The organism is Paraburkholderia sp. J63, assembly GCF_905220245.1.
Taxonomy (GTDB): domain Bacteria; phylum Pseudomonadota; class Gammaproteobacteria; order Burkholderiales; family Burkholderiaceae; genus Paraburkholderia.
On record NZ_CAJMZF010000055.1, the window covers coordinates 16,704 to 39,516 of the forward strand.

At 67.1% G+C, this 22,813-nt stretch carries 17 protein-coding genes; 8 read left to right on the forward strand and 9 right to left on the reverse strand.

Annotated features, from left to right (window positions below):
• Positions 1-9: 9 nt before the first annotated feature.
• The 3 genes from U5775_RS34700 to ispD form a co-directional block, all read right to left on the reverse strand.
• Positions 10-1,149 carry an acyltransferase gene (locus U5775_RS34700; RefSeq protein WP_322062649.1) on the reverse strand — a complete coding sequence of 380 codons (1,140 nt, stop codon included), beginning with the start codon at positions 1,147-1,149 and terminating at the stop codon, positions 10-12.
• A gap of 233 nt (positions 1,150-1,382) precedes the next feature.
• Positions 1,383-1,862: a 2-C-methyl-D-erythritol 2,4-cyclodiphosphate synthase gene (ispF, locus tag U5775_RS34705; RefSeq protein ID WP_322062650.1), complete on the reverse strand. Its 480-nt coding sequence runs from the start codon at positions 1,860-1,862 to the stop codon at positions 1,383-1,385.
• 41 nt (positions 1,863-1,903) lie between these two features.
• Positions 1,904-2,623 (reverse strand): 2-C-methyl-D-erythritol 4-phosphate cytidylyltransferase, encoded by a 720-nt coding sequence (ispD, locus tag U5775_RS34710; protein WP_322062651.1) that lies wholly within the window; start codon positions 2,621-2,623, stop codon positions 1,904-1,906.
• Between the two features lie 351 nt (positions 2,624-2,974).
• On the opposite strand from ispD, the gene mfd reads away from it, so the two are divergent.
• From mfd to mscL, 4 genes are all read left to right on the forward strand, one after another.
• Positions 2,975-6,454 (forward strand): transcription-repair coupling factor, encoded by a 3,480-nt coding sequence (gene mfd / locus U5775_RS34715; RefSeq protein WP_322062652.1) that lies wholly within the window; start codon positions 2,975-2,977, stop codon positions 6,452-6,454.
• Positions 6,455-6,689: 235 nt separating this feature from the next.
• Positions 6,690-7,943, forward strand: a complete 1,254-nt coding sequence (argE, locus tag U5775_RS34720) for an acetylornithine deacetylase (protein ID WP_322062653.1) — start codon at positions 6,690-6,692, stop codon at positions 7,941-7,943.
• 46 nt (positions 7,944-7,989) lie between these two features.
• Positions 7,990-9,009, forward strand: coding sequence for a threonine/serine dehydratase (locus U5775_RS34725; protein WP_322062654.1), 1,020 nt, complete (start codon positions 7,990-7,992; stop codon positions 9,007-9,009).
• A gap of 181 nt (positions 9,010-9,190) precedes the next feature.
• The gene (gene mscL, locus U5775_RS34730; protein WP_322062655.1) at positions 9,191-9,637 is read left to right on the forward strand and encodes a large conductance mechanosensitive channel protein MscL; all 447 of its coding nucleotides are present in this window, start codon (positions 9,191-9,193) and stop codon (positions 9,635-9,637) included.
• A gap of 154 nt (positions 9,638-9,791) precedes the next feature.
• Here mscL and U5775_RS34735 read toward each other — a convergent pair whose 3' ends face one another.
• The 3 genes from U5775_RS34735 to U5775_RS34745 all read right to left on the reverse strand — a co-directional run bounded on the left by U5775_RS34735 (position 9,792) and on the right by U5775_RS34745 (position 14,331).
• Positions 9,792-11,804: a response regulator gene (locus U5775_RS34735; RefSeq protein ID WP_322062656.1), complete on the reverse strand. Its 2,013-nt coding sequence runs from the start codon at positions 11,802-11,804 to the stop codon at positions 9,792-9,794.
• A 153-nt stretch (positions 11,805-11,957) separates the two neighbouring features.
• A complete protein-coding gene (locus tag U5775_RS34740; protein WP_322062671.1) occupies positions 11,958-12,431 on the reverse strand; it encodes a response regulator in 474 nt (157 codons plus the stop codon).
• Positions 12,432-12,585: 154 nt separating this feature from the next.
• A complete protein-coding gene (locus U5775_RS34745; RefSeq protein ID WP_322062657.1) occupies positions 12,586-14,331 on the reverse strand; it encodes a sensor histidine kinase in 1,746 nt (581 codons plus the stop codon).
• A 420-nt stretch (positions 14,332-14,751) separates the two neighbouring features.
• On the opposite strand from U5775_RS34745, the gene U5775_RS34750 reads away from it, so the two are divergent.
• Positions 14,752-15,255 carry a hypothetical protein gene (locus U5775_RS34750; RefSeq protein WP_322062672.1) on the forward strand — a complete coding sequence of 168 codons (504 nt, stop codon included), beginning with the start codon at positions 14,752-14,754 and terminating at the stop codon, positions 15,253-15,255.
• A 142-nt stretch (positions 15,256-15,397) separates the two neighbouring features.
• Here the strand turns inward: U5775_RS34750 and U5775_RS34755 are convergent, their stop codons facing one another.
• Positions 15,398-17,896: an AsmA family protein gene (locus tag U5775_RS34755; protein WP_322062658.1), complete on the reverse strand. Its 2,499-nt coding sequence runs from the start codon at positions 17,894-17,896 to the stop codon at positions 15,398-15,400.
• A gap of 199 nt (positions 17,897-18,095) precedes the next feature.
• Between U5775_RS34755 and U5775_RS34760 the strand changes: the two genes are divergently transcribed.
• Together U5775_RS34760 and U5775_RS34765 are read left to right on the forward strand one after the other, a co-directional pair.
• Entirely contained in the window at positions 18,096-18,806 is a 711-nt protein-coding gene (locus U5775_RS34760) for an ATP-binding cassette domain-containing protein (protein ID WP_322062659.1), read from the forward strand.
• Complete coding sequence (locus U5775_RS34765) at positions 18,803-19,627, forward strand: ABC transporter permease (RefSeq protein WP_322062660.1); 825 nt, start codon at positions 18,803-18,805, stop codon at positions 19,625-19,627. Before U5775_RS34760 ends, U5775_RS34765 begins: the two co-directional genes overlap by 4 nt.
• A 136-nt stretch (positions 19,628-19,763) precedes the next feature.
• Here the strand turns inward: U5775_RS34765 and U5775_RS34770 are convergent, their stop codons facing one another.
• Complete coding sequence (locus U5775_RS34770; protein ID WP_322062661.1) at positions 19,764-20,321, reverse strand: DUF6013 family protein; 558 nt, start codon at positions 20,319-20,321, stop codon at positions 19,764-19,766.
• A gap of 180 nt (positions 20,322-20,501) precedes the next feature.
• Positions 20,502-21,590 carry a non-homologous end-joining DNA ligase gene (gene ligD, locus U5775_RS34775; protein WP_415913722.1) on the reverse strand — a complete coding sequence of 363 codons (1,089 nt, stop codon included), beginning with the start codon at positions 21,588-21,590 and terminating at the stop codon, positions 20,502-20,504.
• A gap of 346 nt (positions 21,591-21,936) precedes the next feature.
• Here ligD and serB point away from each other — a divergent pair, with 346 nt between their 5' ends.
• On the forward strand, positions 21,937-22,776 hold the full coding sequence (serB, locus tag U5775_RS34780) for a phosphoserine phosphatase SerB (RefSeq protein ID WP_322062662.1): 840 nt from the start codon (positions 21,937-21,939) through the stop codon (positions 22,774-22,776).
• Positions 22,777-22,813: the final 37 nt, after the last annotated feature.

Genomic DNA, 22,813 nt, shown 5'->3' on the forward strand with positions numbered 1-22,813 from the left:
CCGGGACGCTCACGTCCGCCCTGCCGCGGTACGCGCGGGAAGGCGGCTGCGAATCGCCGTGGCGAGCGGCTCCTTCCACTCGAGTACGCGCCTTTCCAGCAACTGCCATGACAAATGCGCAAGCAGCACGGAAAGCGCGAACTGCATGAGGAGCGGCAGCCAGTCCTGCACCAGCGGCGGCAGGTGCAGGCTCGTATAGAGCTCGGGCGCCTCGCCCAGACGTGCCGGCATCAGATTGTGGAACAGATAGAAGCCATAGCTGATGGTGCCGAGATACGCGAGCGGCCGCACTTCGAGCATCGCAACGAGCACGCTGTCCTGGCGACGCACGAGCCATAAAAATACCGCGCCGAGCGACAACGCGAGGCCAATATCGAGCAAGCCGGGCAGAATCGCGCCCTGCGTCGCGTCGCAAGTATCGCAACCGGCGCGTGCCAGCGCGAAGGCCGTGAGGCTCGCGCACGCGAGCACGAAGCCGATACCGCTTTGCAGCCGCCCGCGCATCGGCACGCGAGCGCCGCCGATCGCGAGCAAGCCGCCGAGCGCGAGCAACGCAAAATTCCACGGCGAGAACGCATAGACGAGCGGCTCGATCGCGCCGCTAGCATAGAGCGCGAGATGCGCGAGCGCCGCCGCGCCGATCATCACGACGCAGATCGCCAGATGACGCGAAGCGCGCGTAAACAACAGCGCAAACGGCGCAATCAGATAGAACTGCTGCTCGACCGCGAGACTCCAGAAGTGCGAAACCGTGCCCGGCCATCCGTCATGCACGATGCCGATCCAGAAATTGGAGAGGAATACGTAATGCCACGCGAGCCCGAGATCGACGTCGCGTTGATAGAAGCATGCGTGCGCGATCGTCAGCGCAATGAGCAGCAAATAGTAGACCGGGAAGATGCGCAACGTCCGCTTCACGAAGAACACGTAGAGCACCGCATCGCGGCGCACCGTGCGCTGTTCGACGCGCAGGCGATTACGATGCAGCTCACCGATGATGAGATAGCCGCTGATGAGGAAGAACAGCCACACGCCGATCTTGCCCGCGTCGATCGCCTCGACGTGCGCCTTGTGCGAGAGGAACACCAGCATCACGGCCAGTGCCCGGAGACCGTCGAGGCCTTTCACGCGTCTTTCGAGTCCCGTCATGAACCTCTCCGCTTCCGGTACGCATGAATACCCTTCGAGTATGCGGCGAAAAAAACGGAAATTAATCGGCAAGAAAAGCCAAGGCGGTGATTGCAGATGCAATCACCGCCCCTCAAGCGGGAGCAGGCACGCGGCCTGCTAAACGTATTCCCACGCTTTACGGGTACGTCCCTTGCAGCGCCGTCATTTATTTAGATGTCCGACATAATCGCAGCCGAAGATGCGTGTGATTTTCAGGCCCGCGTGAGCAGCACGGCCGCCTGCGCTTCGATCCCTTCGCCGCGGCCCAGATAGCCGAGCTTCTCGTTGGTCTTCGCCTTCACGTTCACGCGATCGAGCGGCAGTTGCAGGTCTTCCGCGATGCACGCGCGCATGGCTTCGATATGCGGCGCGAGCTTCGGCGCCTGCGCGATCACGGTGCTGTCCACGTTCACGAGCGCGAAGCCCGCCGCCTGCACGCGGCGCAGGCACTCGCGCAGCAGCACGCGGCTGTTCGCGCCATAGAACTGCTTGTCGGTGTCGGGAAAATGACGGCCGATGTCGCCGAGCGCAGCGGCGCCGAACAGCGCATCGGTGATCGCATGCAGCAGCACGTCGGCGTCCGAGTGGCCGAGCAGACCGCGCTCGTAAGGCACCGTCACGCCGCCGATGACGAGCGGGCGTCCCGGCACGAGCGCGTGCACGTCGTAGCCTTGTCCGATTCTGATGTCCATGTGTGGGGTCTTCCGTGTAGTGATGCGCGGGCCGGTTCCGCTCAGTGATTCGAATGGTGGCTGAGAATCGCCTCGGCGAGCGCGAAGTCTTCGGGATACGTCACCTTGAAATTGCGCAGGCTGCCCTGCACGAGCCGCGGCGAATGGCCGAGCCATTCGATCGCGCTCGCTTCGTCGGTGAGATCGTGGCCGTCTTGCTGCGCGCGCTCGATGGCCGTGCGCAGCATGCCGATGCGAAACATCTGCGGGGTCTGGGCCTGCCAGAGACCGTCGCGCGACTCCGTGCGCTCGATGCGCGGCCCGCCCGGCACATGGTGAGGCGCGACGCGCTTGAGCGTGTCCGCGACCGGCAGCGCCATGATGCCGCCCACGGGGTCGTCCTTGAGCGCGTCGATGAGCGAGCGGATCAGCGCGGGCGTGATGCCGGGGCGCGCGGCGTCGTGCACGAGCACCCAGTCGTCGTCGGTGGCGCCGAAGTCGGCGAGCGCGCCGAGCCCGTTGTAGACCGACGCCTGCCGCGAAGCCCCGCCGTTGCGGCGCACCGCGAAGCGCAGGCCCGCGAAGCGGCGCGCGTCGAAATGGTTATCGTCGGGAGAAATGACCACGAGGGTCTGGGTGAATTCGCTGCAGGCGTCGAATGCCGCGAGCGTATAGTGCAGGAGTTCGTGTCCGGCCACGGTCCGATATTGCTTGGGCATGGCCGATCCCGAGCGGCTGCCGGTGCCGGCGCAGGGAATCAGGGCAAAAAGGCGTGAAGTCACGGTATCGCAAGCCGCATGAGTCAAAGTAAAGGACGGATTTTATAATAGGTCCTTTACCCGCACGCCCGAGACCCGCACCCGCGTCGCAAACCACGCAGGCCGGCGGGCGTGACGGATACGATGGCAGTCCTTCGCAAGGCCGTGTACGCCTGGCATCCGGGGCGCGCAAGCGCCGCCGGAGAAACGCCGGCGCGACGCCCTGAAGTGCTTTCGCGCGGCCTCCAGCCTTACGAATGACTGTCGATACGCCCGGATCGCACGCGCCCTGCCTTGCTCGCGGCCCGGGACTCATGCATGACTAACGCATCCCTGACGCATACGCCAGCCAGCGCCTCGCCAACCTGTTGCCCTATGTCCGATATCGCCGCACCCCAGCAATCACCGTCTTCGTCCCCGTCCCCGGTCGCCGTCGTCAAGCCGGGGCAGCGCTTCGCGTTCGACGGCACGCATGGCTCGTCCGATGCGCTCCTGATCGCCCGCTACCGCGAGGCATCGCGCGCGAGCGCGCCGCTGCTCGCCGTGATCTGCGCGAGCGCCGTGGACGCCCAGCGCCTCGCCCAGGAGATCCCGTTCTTCGCGCCCGAGGCGCGCGTGCGCCTGCTGCCCGACTGGGAAACGCTGCCCTACGACACGTTCTCGCCGCACCAGGACCTCGTGTCCGAGCGCCTCGCGACGCTGCACGATCTCGGCGAGGGCCGCTGTGACATCCTCATCGTCCCGGCCACGACCGCGCTCTACCGCATGCCGCCCGCCTCGTTCCTCGCGGCCTATACGTTCTCGTTCTCGCAGGGCCAGCGCCTCGACGAGGCGAAGCTCAAGTCGCAGCTCACGCTGGCCGGCTACGAGCACGTGAGCCAGGTCGTGCGGCCCGGCGAATACTGCGTGCGCGGCTCGCTGATCGACCTGTTCCCGATGGGCTCGCCGCTGCCGTACCGCATCGACCTGTTCGACGACCAGGTCGATTCGATCCGCGCGTTCGACCCGGACAATCAGCGCAGCCTCTATCCGGTCAAGGACGTGCGCCTCTTGCCGGGCCGCGAGTTTCCGTTCGACGAGGCCGCGCGCACGGCGTTTCGCAGCCGCTGGCGCGAAGTGTTCGAAGGCGATCCGAGCCGCGCGTCGATCTACAAGGACATCGGCAATGGCGTGCCGTCGGCGGGCATCGAGTATTACCTGCCGCTCTTTTTCGAAGAGACTGCCACGCTGTTCCACTATCTGCCCGAGAACGCGCAGCTCGTGTTTTCGGGCGATCTCGATGCCTCGATCCGCCGCTTCACGGCCGACACCAAGCAGCGCTACAGCTTCCTCGCGCATGACCGCGAGCGGCCGATTCTCGAGCCCCAGCGCCTGTTCCTGACCGACGAAGACTTCTTCACGCTCGCCAAGCCCTTCGCGCGCCTCGCGCTGCCGGCCACGAGCGCGGGCGGCTGGGCCAATGCGCTGCCGAGCCTCGCGATCGACCGCCACGCCGACGACCCGCTCGCCGCGCTGCGCGATTATCTGGGCGCCACGAAGAACCGCGTGCTGTTCGCGGTGGAGTCGGCGGGCCGCCGCGAGACCATCGCGCAACTGCTCGCCGAGAACCATCTGCGCCCCACGTCCGCGGACAGCTACGCCGACTGGCTCGCCGGCGACGAGCGCTTCGTGCTGGGCGTGGCGCCGCTCTCGACCGGCTTTGCGCTGCCCGGCGAAGAACTGGCGATCATCACCGAAACCGAGCTCTACGGCCCGCTCGCGCGCCGCGCGGGGCGCCGCCGCCAGGAGCAGGCGAGCAACGTCGATTCGATGGTCCGCGACCTCTCCGAGCTCAAGGTGGGCGACCCGGTCGTGCACGCGCAGCACGGCATCGGCCGCTACCACGGGCTCGTGACGATGGACCTCGGCGAAGGCGACACCGAGTTCCTGCATCTCGAATACGCGAACGCGAGCAAGCTCTACGTGCCGGTTTCGCAGTTGCATGTGATCTCGCGCTATAGCGGCGCCGATCCGGACAGCGCGCCGCTGCACACGCTCGGCTCGGGCCAGTGGGAAAAGGCGCGCCGCAAGGCCGCGCAGCAGATCCGCGACACGGCCGCCGAGCTGCTCAACCTCTACGCGCGCCGCGCCGCGCGCGAGGGCCACGCGTTCGCGCTCGAGCCGCGCGACTACGTGAAGTTCGCGGAGAGCTTCGGCTTCGAAGAAACGCCGGACCAGGCGGCGGCCATCGCGGCCGTGATCGGCGACATGACGAGCGGCAAGCCGATGGACCGTCTCGTGTGCGGCGACGTCGGTTTCGGCAAGACCGAGGTCGCGCTGCGCGCGGCCTTCATCGCCGTGATGGGCGGCAAGCAGGTGGCGATCCTCTCGCCCACCACGCTGCTCGCCGAACAGCACACGCAGACCTTCACCGACCGCTTCGCCGACTGGCCCGTGCGCATCGCCGAGCTCTCGCGCTTCAAGACCGGCAAGGAAGTGAGTTCGGCGATCCAGCAGATCAATGAAGGCAGCGTCGACATCGTGATCGGCACGCACAAGCTGCTTTCCTCCGACGTGCAGTTCAAGCGGCTCGGCCTCGTGATCATCGACGAGGAACACCGATTCGGCGTGCGCCAGAAGGAGGCCCTGAAGGCGCTGCGCGCCGAGGTGGATATCCTCACGCTCACCGCCACGCCGATTCCGCGCACGCTCGGCATGGCGCTCGAAGGCCTGCGCGACTTCTCGGTGATCGCGACCGCGCCGCAAAAGCGCCTCGCCATCAAGACCTTCGTGCGCCGCGAGGAAGACAGCGTGATCCGCGAAGCGATGCTGCGCGAGCTCAAGCGCGGCGGCCAGGTCTATTTCCTGCACAACGAAGTCGAGACCATCGAGAACCGCCGCGCGATGCTCGAAGCGCTCGTGCCCGAGGCGCGCATCGCGGTCGCGCACGGGCAGATGCACGAGCGCGAGCTCGAAGCCGTGATGCGCGATTTCGTGGCGCAGCGCGCGAACGTGCTGCTGTGCACGACCATCATCGAGACCGGCATCGACGTGCCGACCGCCAACACCATCCTCATCCATCGTTCCGACAAATTCGGTCTCGCGCAGCTGCACCAGTTGCGCGGCCGCGTCGGGCGCTCGCACCACCAGGCGTACGCGTATTTGCTCGTGCACGATCCGCAGGGCCTCACGAAGCAGGCGCAGCGCCGTCTCGAAGCGATTCAGCAGATGGAGGAACTGGGCGCGGGTTTCTATCTCGCGATGCACGACCTGGAGATCCGCGGCACCGGCGAAGTGCTCGGCGACAAGCAGTCGGGCGAGATCCACGAGATCGGCTTCCAGCTCTACACCGACATGCTCGCGGACGCCGTGAAGGCGCTCAAGGACGGCCGCGAGCCGGACCTGAACGCGCCGCTCGCCGCAACCACGGAGATCAACCTGCACGCGCCCGCGATCCTGCCCGCCGACTATTGCGGCGACGTGCAGGAGCGCCTGTCGCTCTACAAGCGCCTCGCGAACTGCGAGCACGACGACTCGATCGACGGCATCCAGGAGGAACTGATCGACCGCTTCGGCAAGATGCCGCCGCAGGCGCACGCGCTGATCGAGACGCACCGCCTGCGCCTCGCGGCCAAGCCGCTCGGCATCACCAAGATCGATGCGGGCGAGGCCGTGATCGGGCTGCAGTTCGTGCCGAATCCGCCGGTGGACGCCATGCGCATCATCGAAATGGTGCAGAAGCACAAGCACGTCAAGCTCGCGGGCCAGGACAAGTTGCGCATCGAAACGCGCAGCCCCGACCTCGCGGTGCGCGTGGCGACGGTCAAGGAGACGCTGCGCGCGCTCGGCGCGCCCGCGCGGGCCACGGCACGCTGAGCGCATGAGCAGTCCGCCGGCGCCTGCGCGAATGAATAATTCGCGCAGGCGCTGCGGTAAAAGCGATGTTGCATCGCGTCATGAGGTAAAGGCCGACGCCATCGCGTGCTTGCCGATGCTTGTGCGCCGTTGTGCGTGCGCTCACGCGCGCTGCAACGAGCCATTGCTGCCAGCGCCTTTGGCCTGGGCCATTCTTTTTGGGTAATATGGATGGACAAGCAAGCTGGAGTCCACCATGACCATAGCCGCTGAATCAGCGCAGCCTTCTACGCCGTCCTCCGAAGTTTCGTCGCCTGTTTCGTCGTCCGCCGCCCTTCCCGCCTCGCTCCCCTGGGTCACCCGTCTCGTGTCGATGGACACGGTCAGCCGCCATCCCAATCTCGGCCTGATCGAGACCGTACGCGACGACCTGCGCGCACGCGGCATCGACTCGACGCTCACCTATGGCCACGACGGCAAATGGGCCAACCTGTTCGCCACGCTGCCCGCGCACGACGGCTCGACTAACGGCGGCATCGTGCTCTCGGGCCACACCGACGTCGTGCCCGTCGACGGCCAGAAGTGGGACAGCGACCCGTTCAAGCCCGAGATCCGCGACGGCCTGCTCTATGGCCGCGGCACCTGCGACATGAAGGGCTTTATCGGCGCCGCGCTCTCGCTCGTGCCCGAGATCCAGCAGATCAAGCTCGCGAAGCCCCTGCATCTCGCGCTCTCGTTCGACGAGGAAGTGGGCTGCGTGGGCGCGCCGCTCATGATCGAAGATCTCGTGAAGCGCGGCGTGAAGCCCGATGGCTGCATCGTCGGCGAACCCACGAGCATGCGTCCGATCGTGGCGCACAAGGGCATCAACGCGTATCAATGCTGCGTGCGTGGCCACGCGGCGCATTCGTCGCTCACGCCGCGCGGCCTGAACGCCATCGAGTACGCAGCGCGCCTGATCTGCTACATCCGCGACATGGCCGACGAATTCCGCGCGAAAGGCCCGTTCGACGAGCTCTATGACGTGCCGTTCACGACCGCGCAAACAAGCACGATCGAAGGCGGCAACGCCATCAACACGGTGCCGGCCGAATGCCGCTTCGCATTCGAGTTCCGCAACCTGCCCACGCTCGACCCCGAGGCGATCTTCGCGCGCATCGAGCAGTACGCGCGCGAGACGCTCGTGCCGAAGATGCAGCGCGAAAATGCGGCGGGCGCGATCGAGTTCATGAAGATCGCCGCGGCGCCGGGCCTCGACGACAGCGAGCAGGCGGCGATCACGCAGCTCGTACGTGCGCTCACCTCCGACCGCTCGCGCCGCAAGGTGGCCTATGGCACCGAAGCGGGTCTGTTCGCCCGGGCCGGCATTCCGAGCGTGGTGTGCGGGCCGGGCGACATCGAGCAGGCGCACAAGCCCAACGAATTCGTCTCGCTCGAACAGCTCGCGGCGTGCGAAGGATTCCTGCGCAAGCTCGTGCACGGCCTTTCGGTCGACGCGCTGGCGCAGTAGGCCGATTTTTTCTTCACGCCCCGTCCCGCGCCGCAGGTCCAACGCCATGTCAACCGCCACGCCGCTGCCCACCGATCACACGATCGACGGCGAAGCCATTCCCACGCTGGACGAGATTGCTTCGCAGCACTTCACGCTCGCCCCGTGGGTCCGGCGCACGCCGGTGTTCGACCGCCACGATCTGCCCTCGCTCGGCAACACGCACGTGAACTTCAAGTTCGAGCTGCTGCAGGCAAGCGGCAGCTTCAAGGTGCGCGGCGCGTTCACGCATCTGCTCGCGCTCGACGCGGCACAGCGCAGCGCGGGCGTGACCTGCGTCTCGGGAGGCAATCATGCGATTGCCGTTGCGTACGCAGCGAAACGGCTCGGCATCGGCGCGAAGGTCGTGCTCTTTCGCACGGCGAGCGAGGCGCGCGTCGAGCAGTGCCGCCAGTTGGGCGCCGAGATCGTGCGGGCCAGCGACAGCCGCGAGGCATTCGAGATCGTGCGCCGTGTCGAGGCCGAGGAAGGCCGCTATTTCGTGCATCCGTTCAACGGCTATCGCACGGTGCTCGGCACCGCGACGCTCGGCTACGAATGGGCGACCCAGGCGCCCGACCTCGACGCCGTGATCGTGCCGATCGGCGGCGGCGGGCTCGCCGCGGGCGTCGCCACGGCGCTGCGACTCGCCAATCCGCGCGTGCGCATCTACGGCGTGGAACCCGAAGGCGCCGACGCGATGAGCCGCAGCTTCGCGGCGAACCATACGGTGCGCATGACCCACATGCAGACGATCGCCGACTCGCTCATGTCGCCGCATACCGAGCAATACAGCTATACGCTGTGCCGCCGCCATCTCGAGCGCATCGTCACGGTCTCCGACGACGCCTTGCGCGCCGCGATGCGCGTGCTCTTCGACGAGCTGAAGCTCGCTGTCGAGCCGGCCTGCGCGACGGCCACGGCGGGCCTCTACGGGCCGCTGCGCGACACATTGCAGGGCAAGCGCGTGGGCGTCCTGCTGTGCGGGACCAATACGGACCCCCGGCGTTTCGGCGAGCAGATCGAGCTTCGCAGAGGCACCGAGTGAGCGCTGGCGCCTGAAGGGCTGGCACGCGGTGTGCGAGGGCGCATGCCGCAGACGCACGCAATCGGCGAAATGTCATGCAGTGTCAAATCGCTACCGCATTGCGAATGCGTTCGCTATCATTGCGCCATTGCGTCGTTATGTCCCCTGGCCCGTGCCGCCCCCGATCAAGGAGAGCCCGCTTATGAGCATCGTCAAGGAGTTCAAGGAATTCGCCGTCAAAGGCAATGTGATGGATCTCGCAGTCGGTGTGATCATCGGCGGCGCGTTTTCGACCATCGTCAATTCGGTCGTGAAGGATCTCATCATGCCGGTGATCGGCGTCGCCACGGGCGGCCTCGATTTCTCGAACCTGTTCGTCCGGCTCGGGCACATTCCCCCTTCGTTCAAGGGCAATCCCGATTCGTACAAGGATCTGCAAACCGCCGGCGTGGCCGTGTTCGGCTACGGCTCGTTCATCACGGCGGTGATCAACTTCGTCATCCTCGCGTTCATCATCTTTTTGATGGTGAAATTCGTGAACAAGCTGCGCCAGCCCGAAGCAGCCGCGCCCGCCGCGCCGCCGCCCACGCCCGAAGACGTGCTGCTGCTGCGCGAGATCCGCGATTCGCTCCAGAGCAATCCGCGCTGAACGCCGTTGGTGCGTTTCAACGATCGCTGCGTGGTTAGTTAGCCAGCCCAACTAAAATATTCAGCAAAAACCCGCGTCGCCGTTTTGTCGGCCATGCGGGTTTTTTTATGGGCTCGCGCAGATCAGGCGCGAATCGCGCTTCGCCGCGTGGCGCTCAAACCGGCGGCGCGGCCGGGTTCGGCGCACCGCTCGCGCGCTGTGTCACCGTCTCTTCGATCAAACGCTCGAGCTGCTCGAAATTCACGGGCTTCGTGAGATGCGCCGTGAAGCCGGCGTCGATGCTGCGACGCACGTCGTCGTCGGTGCCGAAGCCCGTGAGCGCGATGGCCGGCGCCGCCGACGCCTTGCGAAACGCGCGGATGAAGTCGATGCCCGAGCCGTCCGGCAAGCCGATATCGCTTACGACCAGGTCGAAGCGCTGCGCCGCGGTGAGCGCGAGCGCGCCGGCCACGCTCGCGGCCACGGCGACTTCGTGGCCGAGCGCGCGGATCAGTTGCGACATGACCTCGGCCGTGTCCTCGTGGTCCTCGATCAGCAGGATGTCGAGCGCGCCCGCGAGATGCGGTCCGCTGTGATCCGCCGAACGCGCGGCGCCCGAGCCGGGCGCGGCCGTCGGCAGCACGATCGTGAAGGTCGCGCCGCAATGCGTGCCTGGGCTTTTCGCGCTCACGGTGCCGCCGTGCGCCTCGGTCAGCGCCTTCGTCACCGCGAGCCCGAGGCCGAGGCCGCCGAACTGGCGCGTCATGTTGTGGCTGCCCTGCTCGAAGGCGCGAAAGAGCTTGCCGATCTGGTCGGGCGCGATGCCGATCCCGGTGTCCTCCACCTCGATCACCACATGCATGCGCTCGTCGCGCGTGCGCACGAAGATATGGCCGCCATCGGACGTGAATTTCGCCGCGTTGCGCACGAGGTTCCAGAACATCTGCTGCATGCGCGCGCGGTCGCCACGCACGTAGTGATGCTGCGCCCGCAGCTCGACGTGCACGTCCTGCTGCTTGATCTGGATTTCGCTGTGAAAGAGTTCGAGCACCGCGTCGATCACTTCGTGCACGTCGACCGTGTCGAGCGTGAGGCTCAGCTTGCCGTTCGCCACGCGCGTGAGATCGAGCAGATCGTCGATCAGGCGCGCTTCGAGCTCGATATTGCGGCGGATCATCAGCACACCCGCGCGCGCGGCCTCGGGCAAGCCGGGGATCTGCTCGAGCAGGCGCGTGCCGGCCAGCACCGGCGTGAGCGGCGTGCGCAGCTCGTGCGAAAGCATCGCGAGAAAGCGGTCCTTGGCGCGGTTGGCCTCTTCGGCGGTCTGACGCGCGGCCTGCTCGGAGGCCAGCAGCAGTTCGCGTTCCTCGTTCGATTCGCGCTGCGCGTGGATATCGGTGCAACTGCCGAACCACTTGTTGACGCCGCCGCGCGGATCGCGCATCGCAACGATTCGGACATCGAACCATCGATACGCGCCATCGTGACGGCGCACACGCAATTCGTGGCGATAGTCGTCGTTGGGGATGCGCACGGCCTCGAGCCAGGTGTCGCGTATTTCGTCGCGATCGTCGGGATGCACGGCGTCGAGCCACGCGAAGCCGTGCGTCGTGCCGGCGTCGAGCCCCGTGTATTCGCGCCATTGCTTCGACAGGAAATCGCACTCGCCGTCCGCGCCGCAAGTGAACACGAGGTGCGGCAGCGCTTCGGAAAGCGTGCGGTAGTGCTCCTCGCGATCGCGCAGCAAGAGCGCCTGGTCGGAGGCGCGCTGCAGCGCCACCTGCGCGAGCACGCGCGCCACCGCCTCGGGCAGATAGTCGAGATAGTCACCCGATTTCGGCACCACATCGGAGACGCCCGCGCGCAGCGCGGCGATCACGCGCGACTCGTCGGTGAAGCCCGTCACGAGAATCGCCGGCACGCGCACGTCCTCGGCGCGCAGGCGGCGGAAAAAGTCGAGGCCGGTCTCGGCGCCGTCGAGCTGGTAGTCGAGCACGAGCACGTCGGGCGTGCGCGCCGCGAGCACCGCGCGCGCCTCCCCGACGCCCGTGCAGGTGTCCACGCGCGCGCCGGCCCGCACCAGCGATTTGCGCGCGAGCCGCAGAATACCTTCGTCGTCGTCGACGACGAGCACATGCGCACCCGCCAACATCGTTGCCCCTTCATTCATGCCGTTCGTGCCGTTCATGCTTCTGGCATCCCAGGTGACTGGCTCCGCGCCACCGGCGCGCGCAGTTTCAATATTGTCATGGTGGTCATGCGTGAATCGAAAGCCGTCTCTGATCGTTCAAGTCCGCCGGCACGCTGCCTGCGCAAGCCGAAATGCCGGCTTGCGCACGCATCAAGGGCGCGTGAAGCGATGCCCCGGCGGCAGCTTGACGACCTGGAGGAAAAAGCCGAGCCGCCGCACCGCCTCGATGAACGCGTCATATTCGACGGGCTTCGTGATATAGACATTGCAGCCCAGCTCATAGCAGCGCTCGATCTCGCGCGGGTCGTCGGTCGTGGTGAGCACGATCACCGGCACCGACGCCGTAGCCGGATCGGCCTTGAGCCGCCGCAGCACCTCGAAGCCATCGACGCGCGGCATGCGCAGGTCGAGCAGCACCACGAAATTCGCCAGCTCTTCGCGTGACGGGTAATTCGATACCGCGGCGGTATCGGCACCCGGCGCAGCAAAGAAGTAATCGAGCGCCTCCTGGCCGTCACGAAAACGCAAAAAGCCATTGGACACGCCCGAGCGCCGCAGGTTGCGCTCGACCAGCGTGGCGTGCCCGTCGTCGTCTTCGATCAGCACGATGCTCACGCGCTGCATCGGCTCCCCCGGCTCGGCCGGCGGGGCGGCGTGCATCCCGTCCGGGAGCGGATCCTGCCGCACCTGCGCATTTTCCCCCGTTTTTTGCTCCGCATTTTCTCGTTCTTTCATCCCGCTCTCCGACGTTTCTTCGTGCGATTCGATGGTTGTGTCCTCATACAGCGCGCAGCGGTTCGTCGGGCAGCGCGACGAAGAAGGTCGAGCCCGCGCCTTCCGTCGACTCGACCCAGATGCGCCCGCCGTGGCGCTCCGCGATGCGGCGCGCGAGCGCGAGCCCCGTGCCCTGCCCCGTCGAATCGCCGCCATGGAGGCGCTGGAACGCGTGAAAGAGCTTCGGCAGGTATGCAGCCGGAATGCCGATGCCATTGTCGCGCACATAGTAGGTTCGCGTGCGCGTGCCGGACAGGCGCGCGGCATCGCGTGCGTGGACGGGCGTAATGACCGGCGGCACCGCGCGGGCAGCCCCATCGGCCGGGCGACCGACCGGGCCAGGAGGGCCGGCCAGGCCGAGGGGGCCGGGCAAGCCGCCGCGAGACGCCGCAAGCGTGGCCGATGCCCCGTCGCCCAGTTCCAGCGCGCCGATCTCCACATGCCCGGGCCGCGCCGGATCGAGGTGGCGCAAGGCGTTATCGATCAGGTTGCCGAAGATCTGCTCGAGCGCCCCCGGATCGCCCCACGCGGGCGGCAGATCGCGCACCTCGATGCGCGCCTGCTGTGCGAGCCCCGCGGCCAGCCCCGCGAGCGAGCGCTCGACGATGCGGCCCACATTCACGCGCTGCCAGCGATAGTCGAGCCGCCCGGCACGCGACATGCGCAACAGCGCGTCGATGATGGCCGCCGCGCGCGCCACCGCCTGGCGCAGGAATTGCAGCGATTCGTCGACGTCGCCGTCGAGCACCTCGAGCATGCGCCGGTGCTCGTCGGCGGGCAGGTTCGCCGAATCGATCTGCTCGCGCAGGTCGTCGCACGAGACCTGCAATTCCTTCGAGAAACCCTGCAGATTCACGAGCGGCGAGCGCAGATCGTGCGAGACGCTGTAGATGAACATCTCGTTGTCCTGGCTCTCCTGGCGCAGGTTGTCGTTGGCCGCGGCGAGATCGGCGGCGCGCTCCTGCAGCTGGCGCTTGAGCGCCGCCTGCTCGTGCTCGGCCTCGCGCAGGCGCCGGCTCGTCTGATTGAGCACGGCGTCGAGCGCCGCGATTTCGTCGTCGCCGGCGAGCGGCCGCTCCAGCGCCACGCCCACGCTCAGCCGCTGCGCATTGTTGCTCAGCGCGGCGAGGCGCAGGCCCACGTTGCGCGCGTAGACGATCGCCGTGGCGGCCCAGATCAGCATCGACCCGACGACGGCAAAGATGAGCGCATCCTGTTGCCGCTCGCGGGTCTCGCGCAGCGACGCGCTGCGCGCTTCGTCGAGACGCGTTTGCTCGGCGATGAACCCATCGAGCTCGCTGCGCACCGCCTCGATTTCCGGCGGCAGACCATCGCTGCTGGCGCGCTCGAAGCCGCTGGCGCGACCGGCGCGCAGGGCGTCCGCCACCTCGCCGCAGCGCACGCGCCATGCGCGCGCATCGTCGTTGATGCGCTGGATGCGCGCGAGCTGCGCGGGGTTGTCGCTCACCATATGCTCGAGCTGCGAGATGCGGTCCGAGAATTCGGCCCAGACGGCGCGGCGGTCGATGAACGAGGGATCTTCGAGCACGACCGCGGTGCGCACCCGGGCGGCTTCGCGCAGCAGCGGCTGGGCAAGGCTCGAAGCCTGCCAGAGGATCTGCTTGCTGTTCTCGGCGCTCTTTGCGGCCGCGGCGGCCTCGGCTTGCGTATCGAATACGACGCCGAGCAGCGCCAGCTCGATTGCGCTCGGTATCGCGATCAGCAATAGCCCCTTGGCGAACAGTTTCATGTCGATTTGGCTGGATGGCGCTCCGGGCGACGCCGCGTGCCGGACTACCCGAGCGGACCTCCCCGTCCAGGTCCCCGCGCGACGGCCGGAAGCCGCGAGCGCCAGAGCCGAAACATTATCTGCGCGAAATTATGAGATTACAACGTATGTGTCAGTCCGCACCTCCTGATGAGAAAACCCGCTATTTTCCGGAGAAATCGTCACACTGCTCGCGCGTGCAGGTCTATTATTGAGACCGGAGACAAGTGAAAGAGAAGCGAAAGAGCGCCGGGATACCTACATGAGCGCGACGTGCGGTCCGGCATGACGTTCGCCTGACGCAAGGAGGGGCGGTCCCCACGAACCTCAGTCCTTGTGAATCCGGCAAATCGGTATGCTATAAAGGATCGACGTGCGGCGCACCAGTCCGGGAGTGGTCGCATGGGAACGCTGCGTTTTTTGCAATCCACCTTTTTCAGGCGAATTTTTATGTCCTTCCCGAAAAAGCGTAAACGCATCAAGGCAGACGGCGACGAGTCGTTTCTCGCCGTACTAAGCCACTTCAAACCTTTCGGTCAACTCGACACCAAGATCGCACGCGCCCGCGCGCAGGACGAGCCTGTGCTCTATGCGCACGTGCTGCCTGGGCTCGATGTGCTGTTGTGCAGTGTCCGCGGCGCGCACCCGCCCTATCCCGGGACCAGCGAATTGCGCCGGCGCTGCATCGAATCCATCGCGCATGCGCTCGAGCAGCCGCTCGAAGGTCTCGAGAACGGCGGTTACTGGTACGAAGCCGACGGCTTCGGCTTCCTCGTGTTCGCGAGCCGCGCGCGCGGGCGGATTCTGCCCGAGTTCGGCGCGGCGCGCCCCGGCATCAGTTCGCGGCGCGTGACGCGCCGCCAGGACGCCACCGGCGATCCGGCACCGCGCCAGCAGCTGCGCTGAACTGCTACTCAAAGAAAACGCCCGACGCGCAAGCGCCGGGCGTTTTCGTATCTGCCTGTTACTCGACATGGCGATTCGCGGCGCGCGTGATGCCTGCGCGCCCGACTGGCGCCATGCGTCCCGCCTGTTGGCGCGGACGCCTTCAACTCCCCTTGTAGAGACTCTGCAGGCCGGTCTGCGGTGCGCCGCCCGCAGGCGCTTTGCCGCCGTTGCGTGGCGCGTCATGTGATGCGGACGGCGCAACGGCTTTCGCGCCGCTCGCAGGCAACGACGGCGCGCCGCGCATCTTCTGGCCCGGCGGCGGCGCCACCGGATGCTGGCGTATCTGCGCGAACAGCTGATCGCACGGCAGCGGCTTGTTGTTGCTCGGCGCGATGAGCGGAATGAGCGCCGCGAACGGGTTGATGATCCCGAGCCCCACCATAGCGCCGCCGCGCAGCGCGAGCGCCGCGGCATCCACGCCCACGTGCGGATTCTTGAACGTGCCCTTCACATAGAGCGGCGAGCGCAGCGAGAACACCCGGAAGCCCTTGGTGTGCGGATGCACCTTCATGTCCATCGATTCGTCGCGCAAGTCGATGGGGCCGTCGATGTCGATCACGGCGTCGTCGGTATCGAGCGCGAACACGCGCGGATCGAGTACGCCATTGGTCGCGACGAAATCGGCCGCCGCGCAATTGATCTTCACGTCGCGCGAGCCGAACAGCTTTTCGTAGACCACGTTCGCGACGTTCAGGCCCGCCGCCTCCATCAGCAGGCGGCTGACCGTGCCCTGCGTGACGAGCGCCTTCACCTCGCCATTGGACGTGGCCGCGAGCGCCGCCGGCGAATTGCCCGTCGCGGACAGTGAGGCGTCGCCGTTGACCTCGCCGAGCGCCGACTGCATCGATTTGAAGCTCGGGAACAGCTGCTTGAGCTTCAGATGGCGTGCGGAAACGGTGCCGCGCGCCTTGAGCGGCGTGCCGCTGCCGTCGAGCGACAGCCGCGTGGCGAGCGTGCCGCCCGCCACGCCGAATTGCAGCGGATCGAAGGTGAGCACGCCGTTGGTCAGCGTCAGATGGGTGTAGAGGTCCTGGATCGGCAGGCTGCCCTGCTTGATGATGCGCTTGCCGGTGAACTTCACGTCGGCGTCGATGGAGGTCCAGCGGTCGGTCTTGAACGGCTCGACGGGAATCACGCGGTCGGCGGGCTGCTTGACGGTGTCGCCGCGCTTCGCCTTGCTCGCCTTGCTGTCCGCGCCAATGATCGGCGCGAGGTCGGAGAACTGCAGCAGGTTCGAGACAAGCGCGCCGGAAAGCAGCGGGCGCGGCTGGCGCTGCGTGTACACGAGCGTGCCGTTCAGATCGCTGCCGCCCACGCGGCCCGTGAAATTCTCGTAGCGGAACACGCTCGCGCCGCGATTGAACTGGCCGACAAAGCGCCCTTCAGTCGCGTAAGGCGGCGTTTCGGGCAGCGTCACGCCGGTCAGGTTGTAAAGATGCGCCATGCTCTGGCCTTGGAGCCAGAGCCGCAGATCGACGGCGGCCAGATGCATGGGGTCCGTGATCGTGCCAACGAGCGCGATATGCATGTCGCCAGCGCGCACGTCGGCCTGAATCGGGAACGGCCGTTTTGCGTCCTGCAGCGCGAGCACGCCGCCGAACTTGCCGTCGCCCGAGAGCGGCGTCTTGTTGTACGTGCCCTTGATCGTCCAGCCGATCGCGTAGAACGGTTCGCCGGGATTGCGGGCCGCGCCGGCCGCGCTTGCGCCACTGGCCGCGCTCGCGCCGCTCGTCGCCTGCGCCGATATAGGGCCTTGGGGCGCCGCCACACCGCTCGTGGCCGAGGCGCCGGAAGCGGCGGCAACCGTCCCCGAGGCACCGCTAGCACCCTCAACCGCGCTGGCCCCGCTTGCCGCGCTCGCGGCACTGGCCGCAGCGGCCTCGGACGCCTGCTCCTTCTTCGCCTGCTGCGCGAGCCGGCTCGCCCCCGCGCGCCCGATCACCTGCGCGGAGCCCTGGCGCGAGGCCGCCTCCTGCTGCTCCATCACCTTGCCGATCGGAATGCCGTGGCCAAGCAAACTCACCGCGATCTTCACATCGGTTTTCGTCTGCTGGTCGTCCACGGCGACATTGCCGTCCGAGAACGTGATGTCGTGCAGATTGAGCTTCCACGTGGAAGGCCCGCTCGACGAGGGCAGCTTGAAGGTCCAGTTATTGCGCCCGTCCTTGAGCCGCTCGATGTCGATGGACGGATTCACGAGATTGATCGCGGGAATCACGATGTCGTGCGCGAGCAGCGGCAGCACGGCCACTTCGAAGTCAATCTCGTCGAGCGTGGCGAAATGCGGCGTCTTCGTCCAGTCGGGATTCGCCACTTCGATCTGCGTGGCCGAGAAACGCGGCCAGGGCACCCAGGCGCGCCAGCCCGTTTCGTTGGGCGGCCTGCGCCAGCCCACCCTGAGGTCGCCGACGATGGCGAATGGCCGCCCGATCGCTTCCGTCACTTTTTCGTTGACATAGGGTCGGGCGCGATTCCAGTCGAAGGTGTAAATGAAAACGCCAAGCGCAACGACGAGCACGACGACAACCGCCACCAGCCATGCGAAGATCTTGGCGAGCGTGCGGCCGAAACTATGGGCCTTCGGTTGCGGTGACGTCATGCGCACTCCATGTTATGCGTTGTTCATTGTTGTTTCGCCAACGACGGCGAAGCAGATGGCGTGCCTGATTGTGCCTGCTTGTGCGTGATTGGGCCCGCGATGCACCGTATGCGGTCGCGCGCACCGCGTCGCGGCATACTTTGTTTGCCATTCTCCGATGACTCATCAGAACGATTCGAGCCGCTCACGCGTTGACGCAATGGCCGCCGCAACGCTCGTCGAAGCAAAACGCATCGCGCGCCGCGACGCCCAGCGCGACCAGGTCCTGCTGCATCCCACCGATTTCACGCTTCGTGCGGGTCAACGCGTCGTGCTCACGGGGCCGTCCGGCTCGGGCAAGAGCGTGTTCCTGCGCGCGCTCGCACTGCTCGATCCGCTCGACGGCGGCACGGTGCACTGGCATGGCCGCCCTGTCGCGCACGGCCTGGTTCCGCGCTACCGCCGCCACATCGCCTATGTGCGCCAGCGGCCCGCGCTGATCGACGGCACCGTGGAAGACAACCTGCGCTATCCCTATTCGCTTGCGGTCTATCGCGACACGGCTTTCGACGCCGCGCGCGTGCGTTCGCTCCTCGACGCAGCGGGCCGTGGATCCGATTTCCTCGCACGCGCCACCGCCGAGCTCTCCGGCGGCGAGGCGCAGATCGTCGCGCTGGTGCGCGTGCTGCAGCTCGATCCCGAAGCACTGCTGCTCGATGAGCCCACCGCCTCGCTCGATCCCGAATCGGCGAACGCGGTCGAAACGCTGATCGCACAATGGTTCGAGCGAGAGCGTGCAACGCGCGCGACGGTCTGGGTCTCGCACGATCCCGCGCAGGCGCAACGCGTGGGCACGCGCCACATCACGATGCGCGCGGGCGTGCTCGACGAGCCCGCCTCCGCACCCGTCGCCGTGGGAGCGCTGCGATGAGCCCCGGCGTGCTGCAGAACCTCGGCATCGGCGACGTCGCCATCGCGGCGCTGCTGGTGTTCGTCAACGGGGCGGTGTCGGTGCTGCTCAAGCTCGACCTCGAACGCAAGCTCGCCTGGGCCGCCGTGCGCACCATCGTGCAGTTGCTCGCGATTGGCTATGTGCTCGGCTGGGTGTTCGCGTTCAACCGCTGGTACGCGGTGTTGCCGCTCATGGCGCTGATGACGCTGATCGCCGGCATCGCGGGCTCGCAGCGCGGCGCGCGCACCTACGCGGGCCAGCGCGCGGACAGCATCGTGTCGATCTGGATCAGCGCGTGGCTCGTGGCGGCGGTGGGGCTGTTCGTCGTGATCCGCATTCGGCCTTGGTACGAGCCGCAATACGCGATACCGATCCTCGGCATGATTCTCGGCAATACGCTCACGGGCGTGTCGCTCGGCGTCGAGCGCATGATGCAGGAGCTCACGGCGCGGCGCGACCGCGTGGAAAGCGCGCTCGCGCTCGGCGCCACGCGCTGGGAGGCGGCTCAGGCGAGCGCGCGCGAAGCCGTGCGCGCGGGCATGATCCCGACGCTCAACCAGATGGCCGTGGTGGGGGTGGTGAGCCTGCCCGGCATGATGACGGGCCAGGTGCTCGCGGGACAGTCGCCGCTCCAGGCGGTGCGCTACCAGATCGTGATCATGTTCCTGATCGCGGCTTCGTCGGCGCTCGGTACCGTGGGCGCCGTGATGCTCGCGTGGCATAAGCTCTTTTCGGCCGAGCACTGCTTTCTCGCGGCGCGGCTCGTCGAGCGCGATGCGCGCACGAAGGCGCGCGCCTGAGGGGTATGGCGCGCCGCTGACGTGCCCGGCGTATCGATGCGACATGGGCGGCGCTGGCCGTGCGCGCACCGCCCACGCCTCCAGGCCGCTCATCGCGCCGCGCGCAGAACCGCCCGACCGCAGCAATCGCCCACGACTAGCGTTGCGCCGAAATGCTCAACTGCGTGCCGTCGCTGAGCGTGAGCGTCTTGGCGGTGCCGTTGGTCGGCATCGAGAAATGCAGCACCTCGCTATGCGCGACCACCTCGGGGCATTGCGCGCCGGCCGCGGCCTTGCCGGTGCGCGGCGCCTGGGCCCGGAAGCTCACCTGCACGTTCGCCGTGCCGTCCTGCGCGACGATGGGCGCGAGGCGCACCTGGGTCTGACGCACCATCGCACCGTTCGCGTCGAGCGGCAACGAGCTGTAGTCGGGGCAGCTTTGCGCGGCCGGTACGGCGCCGCCTGGCGGCGTAGTGCGCCAGGTGAAGTCGTCGGTGTCGCCGGAGCGCAGCGTGCGGGTTTCCTGCGAGTTGCCGTAGAGCTTCGACGTGACCTTCACCGTGTAGCGGATCGGGCCGTCGAATGGAGTCTTCGACGTCACGTTGATCGGCGTCGAGGCGAATGTCGGCAGCGCAATCGCGCAAGACAGGGCAACGGCGACATGAACAAGCGCCGCGCGAGTGCGGCGGGGGCGGCTGGAGCTGCTGCAAGGCATGCGTCACCTCCTGGCGGGAGCTGCCGCGGCCGCGATCGACGCGGTGCGGGCAGCACGTGGCAGAACTTCTACTGTCAGTCTAGCGCGCCGCGCGAAGCCTTGCGCCGGACGATGACGTCCGCCCGCCCAGGTTTTATCCGGCTTGCCACGCCGCGCGTTTTGTTAGCAATGCCGACGCAACTACGCGCCGCCCTCCTCCAGCCGCAGCGTCAGCTCGCTGCTGATCGACTGGCGCACCTTCGCGTAGCGCGCCCACGGGTCCGAATGTTTGGCATGTGCGAGACGCGCGTCGATATTCGCGAGCGTCCATTGCGCGCCGCCTGTCGTATCGGCGAGCTCGTCCCACGTGACAGGCACCGAGACGCCCATGCCGGGCCGCGCGCGCACGCCGTAAGCGACGGCCGTACTGGCGCCGCGCACGTTGCGCAGATAATCGACGAAGATCTTTTTCTTGCGATGCTCGGGGCCCATGGTCGCCGTGAACTGCGTGGGCCAGCCCGAAGCGAGGCGCTGCGCCACGGCGCGCGCGAAGGCCTTGGCTTCGTTCCATCCCGCACCGGGCACGAGCGGCACGACGATGTGCAGCCCCTTGCCGCCGCTCGTCTTGCAGAACGCCTCGAGACCAAGGTCGGCGAGCACCGCGCGCGTGAGTTGCGCGGCCTCGATCATGCGGTCCCAGCCGAGCGCGGGATCGGGATCGAGATCGAACACGACGCGGTCGGGCTCCTCGATATCGGCGGCGACGGCATTCCACGTATGCAGCTCGATCGCGTCCATCTGCGCGACGTGCACGAGCGCTTCGAGCGAATCGATGCTGAGAAGCGGCGGATGGCCGGGATCGAGGCCTTCGTGCTGCGTGACCTCGGGAATCGGCGCGCGTGAGCTATGGCGCTGAAAAAAGCGCTCGCCCTCGATGCCCTGCGGCGCGCGCACGAGCGATACCGGACGATCGCGCAAATGCGGCAGCAGCGAGGGCGCGGCGCGCGCGTAATAGCGCACCAAATCGAGCTTGCGGGTGCCGCTTTCCACGTCGATGACGCGGCGCGCGCTGGTGATGCGGATGCCGGCGACTTCGCCGGTGGTGCCGTGACGGCCCGACGAGGCGCGCGGAGATCGAGGCGCCCGGGGCGCGGAGGCGCGCGGCGCGCGCGGAGCGGACGTGCTGGACGCGGTTTGCGCCGCGGCGTCCGTAGACTCGGCCCGCGCGCCGGTCGGCGTTCGGGCGGTGCCCGTCTGGGCGTTGATCTGGGCGTTGAGAGCGTCCTGCATACCGGTTCCCCTTGCGGCCCGAGCGGGCGCATGCGACGCGTCGCGCGACGCGAGTCGCGACACGTACGGTTGACGGCATGCGGCGGCCGTCCCCCGTCAGGCGCCGCACGAGCTTTCATTGTGCCTAAAAAGAAGGCTTTCGTCTCTGTAAGCCGTGAGGTGGGCGATAAAGCAGGCGGTGAAGCAGGCTGTAAAGCGGGCCGCGTGTGCACGGCGAAACGGTACAATTCGCGTTTCGCCGCGTGCGTGGGCCGGAATGACCGGCCTTTGCGCCCTTTTTCCCGATAGCCGTTCGATCCTCCGCCGCTTCCCGGGCGTCGTCCCGGAACCCAGCGTCGCTCACGTCATGAATCTCGTCATCCAGAGTCCCGCTCCGCTGCAAGCCGTCCACCACAAGCCGCTGCTCGCCCTCGCGCGCGGCAGCCGCCTCGTGCCGACCGACGCGCACGCGATCCGTATCGAAGACGCCGCGCCCGCGCAACGCGCCGACCTCGAGGTCTATTGCGGAACGCATCAGCTCGATTACGCGTTCGTCGAGCCGGGCCGCTCGCTCGCCGGCTTCGGGCTCGTCGCCATGGACATGGACTCGACGCTCATCACGATCGAATGCATCGACGAAATCGCCGACTTCTGCGGCCTGAAGGCCGAAGTCGCGGCGATCACCGAAGCGTCGATGCGCGGCGAGATCAAGGACTTCAACGAAAGCCTCACGCGCCGTGTCGCGCTGCTCAAGGGCCTCGACGCGAGCGCGCTCGAGCGCGTCTATGAGGAGCGCCTGCAGCTTTCGCCGGGCGCCGAAACCATGCTCGCCGGCGCAAAGGCCGCGGGCCTGAAGACGCTGCTCGTTTCAGGCGGCTTCACGTTCTTCACCGAGCGGCTCAAGACGCGACTCGGCCTCGACTTCACGCGCGCGAACACGCTCGAAATCGTCGACGGCAAGCTCACGGGCCGCGTCGTGGGCGAGATCGTCAATGCCGAGGTAAAAGCGCGCACGCTCGTGGAAACCTGCGCGCAGATCGGCATCGAGCCGCGCCGTGCGATTGCCATGGGCGACGGCTCGAACGATCTGAAGATGATGGCCGAGGCGGGGCTTTCGGTGGCGTTCCGCGCCAAGCCCGTGGTGCGCGAAGCGGCCAGCGTCGCGTTCAACTTCGTCGGGCTCGACGGCTTGCTGCGGCTCTTCTGAACCCCGTTTGCGTCGTGCCGCCCGGGGAAGGCACACG

Excerpts from the sequence above, each read along its gene's own strand:
- U5775_RS34760 (WP_322062659.1), top strand. The coding sequence starts at position 18,096 with ATGGCCGCCGCAACGCTCGTCGAAGCAAAACGCATCGCGCGCCGCGAC.
- U5775_RS34725 (WP_322062654.1), top strand. The coding sequence starts at position 7,990 with ATGTCAACCGCCACGCCGCTGCCCACCGATCACACGATCGACGGCGAA.
- mscL (WP_322062655.1), top strand. The coding sequence starts at position 9,191 with ATGAGCATCGTCAAGGAGTTCAAGGAATTCGCCGTCAAAGGCAATGTG.
- ispF (WP_322062650.1), bottom strand. The coding sequence starts at position 1,862 with ATGGACATCAGAATCGGACAAGGCTACGACGTGCACGCGCTCGTGCCG.
- U5775_RS34700 (WP_322062649.1), bottom strand. The coding sequence starts at position 1,149 with ATGACGGGACTCGAAAGACGCGTGAAAGGCCTCGACGGTCTCCGGGCA.
- U5775_RS34745 (WP_322062657.1), bottom strand. The coding sequence starts at position 14,331 with ATGAAACTGTTCGCCAAGGGGCTATTGCTGATCGCGATACCGAGCGCA.
- U5775_RS34770 (WP_322062661.1), bottom strand. The coding sequence starts at position 20,321 with ATGCCTTGCAGCAGCTCCAGCCGCCCCCGCCGCACTCGCGCGGCGCTT.
- U5775_RS34740 (WP_322062671.1), bottom strand. The coding sequence starts at position 12,431 with ATGCAGCGCGTGAGCATCGTGCTGATCGAAGACGACGACGGGCACGCC.
- serB (WP_322062662.1), top strand. The coding sequence starts at position 21,937 with ATGAATCTCGTCATCCAGAGTCCCGCTCCGCTGCAAGCCGTCCACCAC.
- argE (WP_322062653.1), top strand. The coding sequence starts at position 6,690 with ATGACCATAGCCGCTGAATCAGCGCAGCCTTCTACGCCGTCCTCCGAA.
- U5775_RS34765 (WP_322062660.1), top strand. The coding sequence starts at position 18,803 with ATGAGCCCCGGCGTGCTGCAGAACCTCGGCATCGGCGACGTCGCCATC.
- ligD (WP_415913722.1), bottom strand. The coding sequence starts at position 21,590 with ATGCAGGACGCTCTCAACGCCCAGATCAACGCCCAGACGGGCACCGCC.
- mfd (WP_322062652.1), top strand. The coding sequence starts at position 2,975 with ATGTCCGATATCGCCGCACCCCAGCAATCACCGTCTTCGTCCCCGTCC.
- U5775_RS34750 (WP_322062672.1), top strand. The coding sequence starts at position 14,752 with ATGGGAACGCTGCGTTTTTTGCAATCCACCTTTTTCAGGCGAATTTTT.
- U5775_RS34755 (WP_322062658.1), bottom strand. The coding sequence starts at position 17,896 with ATGACGTCACCGCAACCGAAGGCCCATAGTTTCGGCCGCACGCTCGCC.
- U5775_RS34735 (WP_322062656.1), bottom strand. The coding sequence starts at position 11,804 with ATGAACGGCACGAACGGCATGAATGAAGGGGCAACGATGTTGGCGGGT.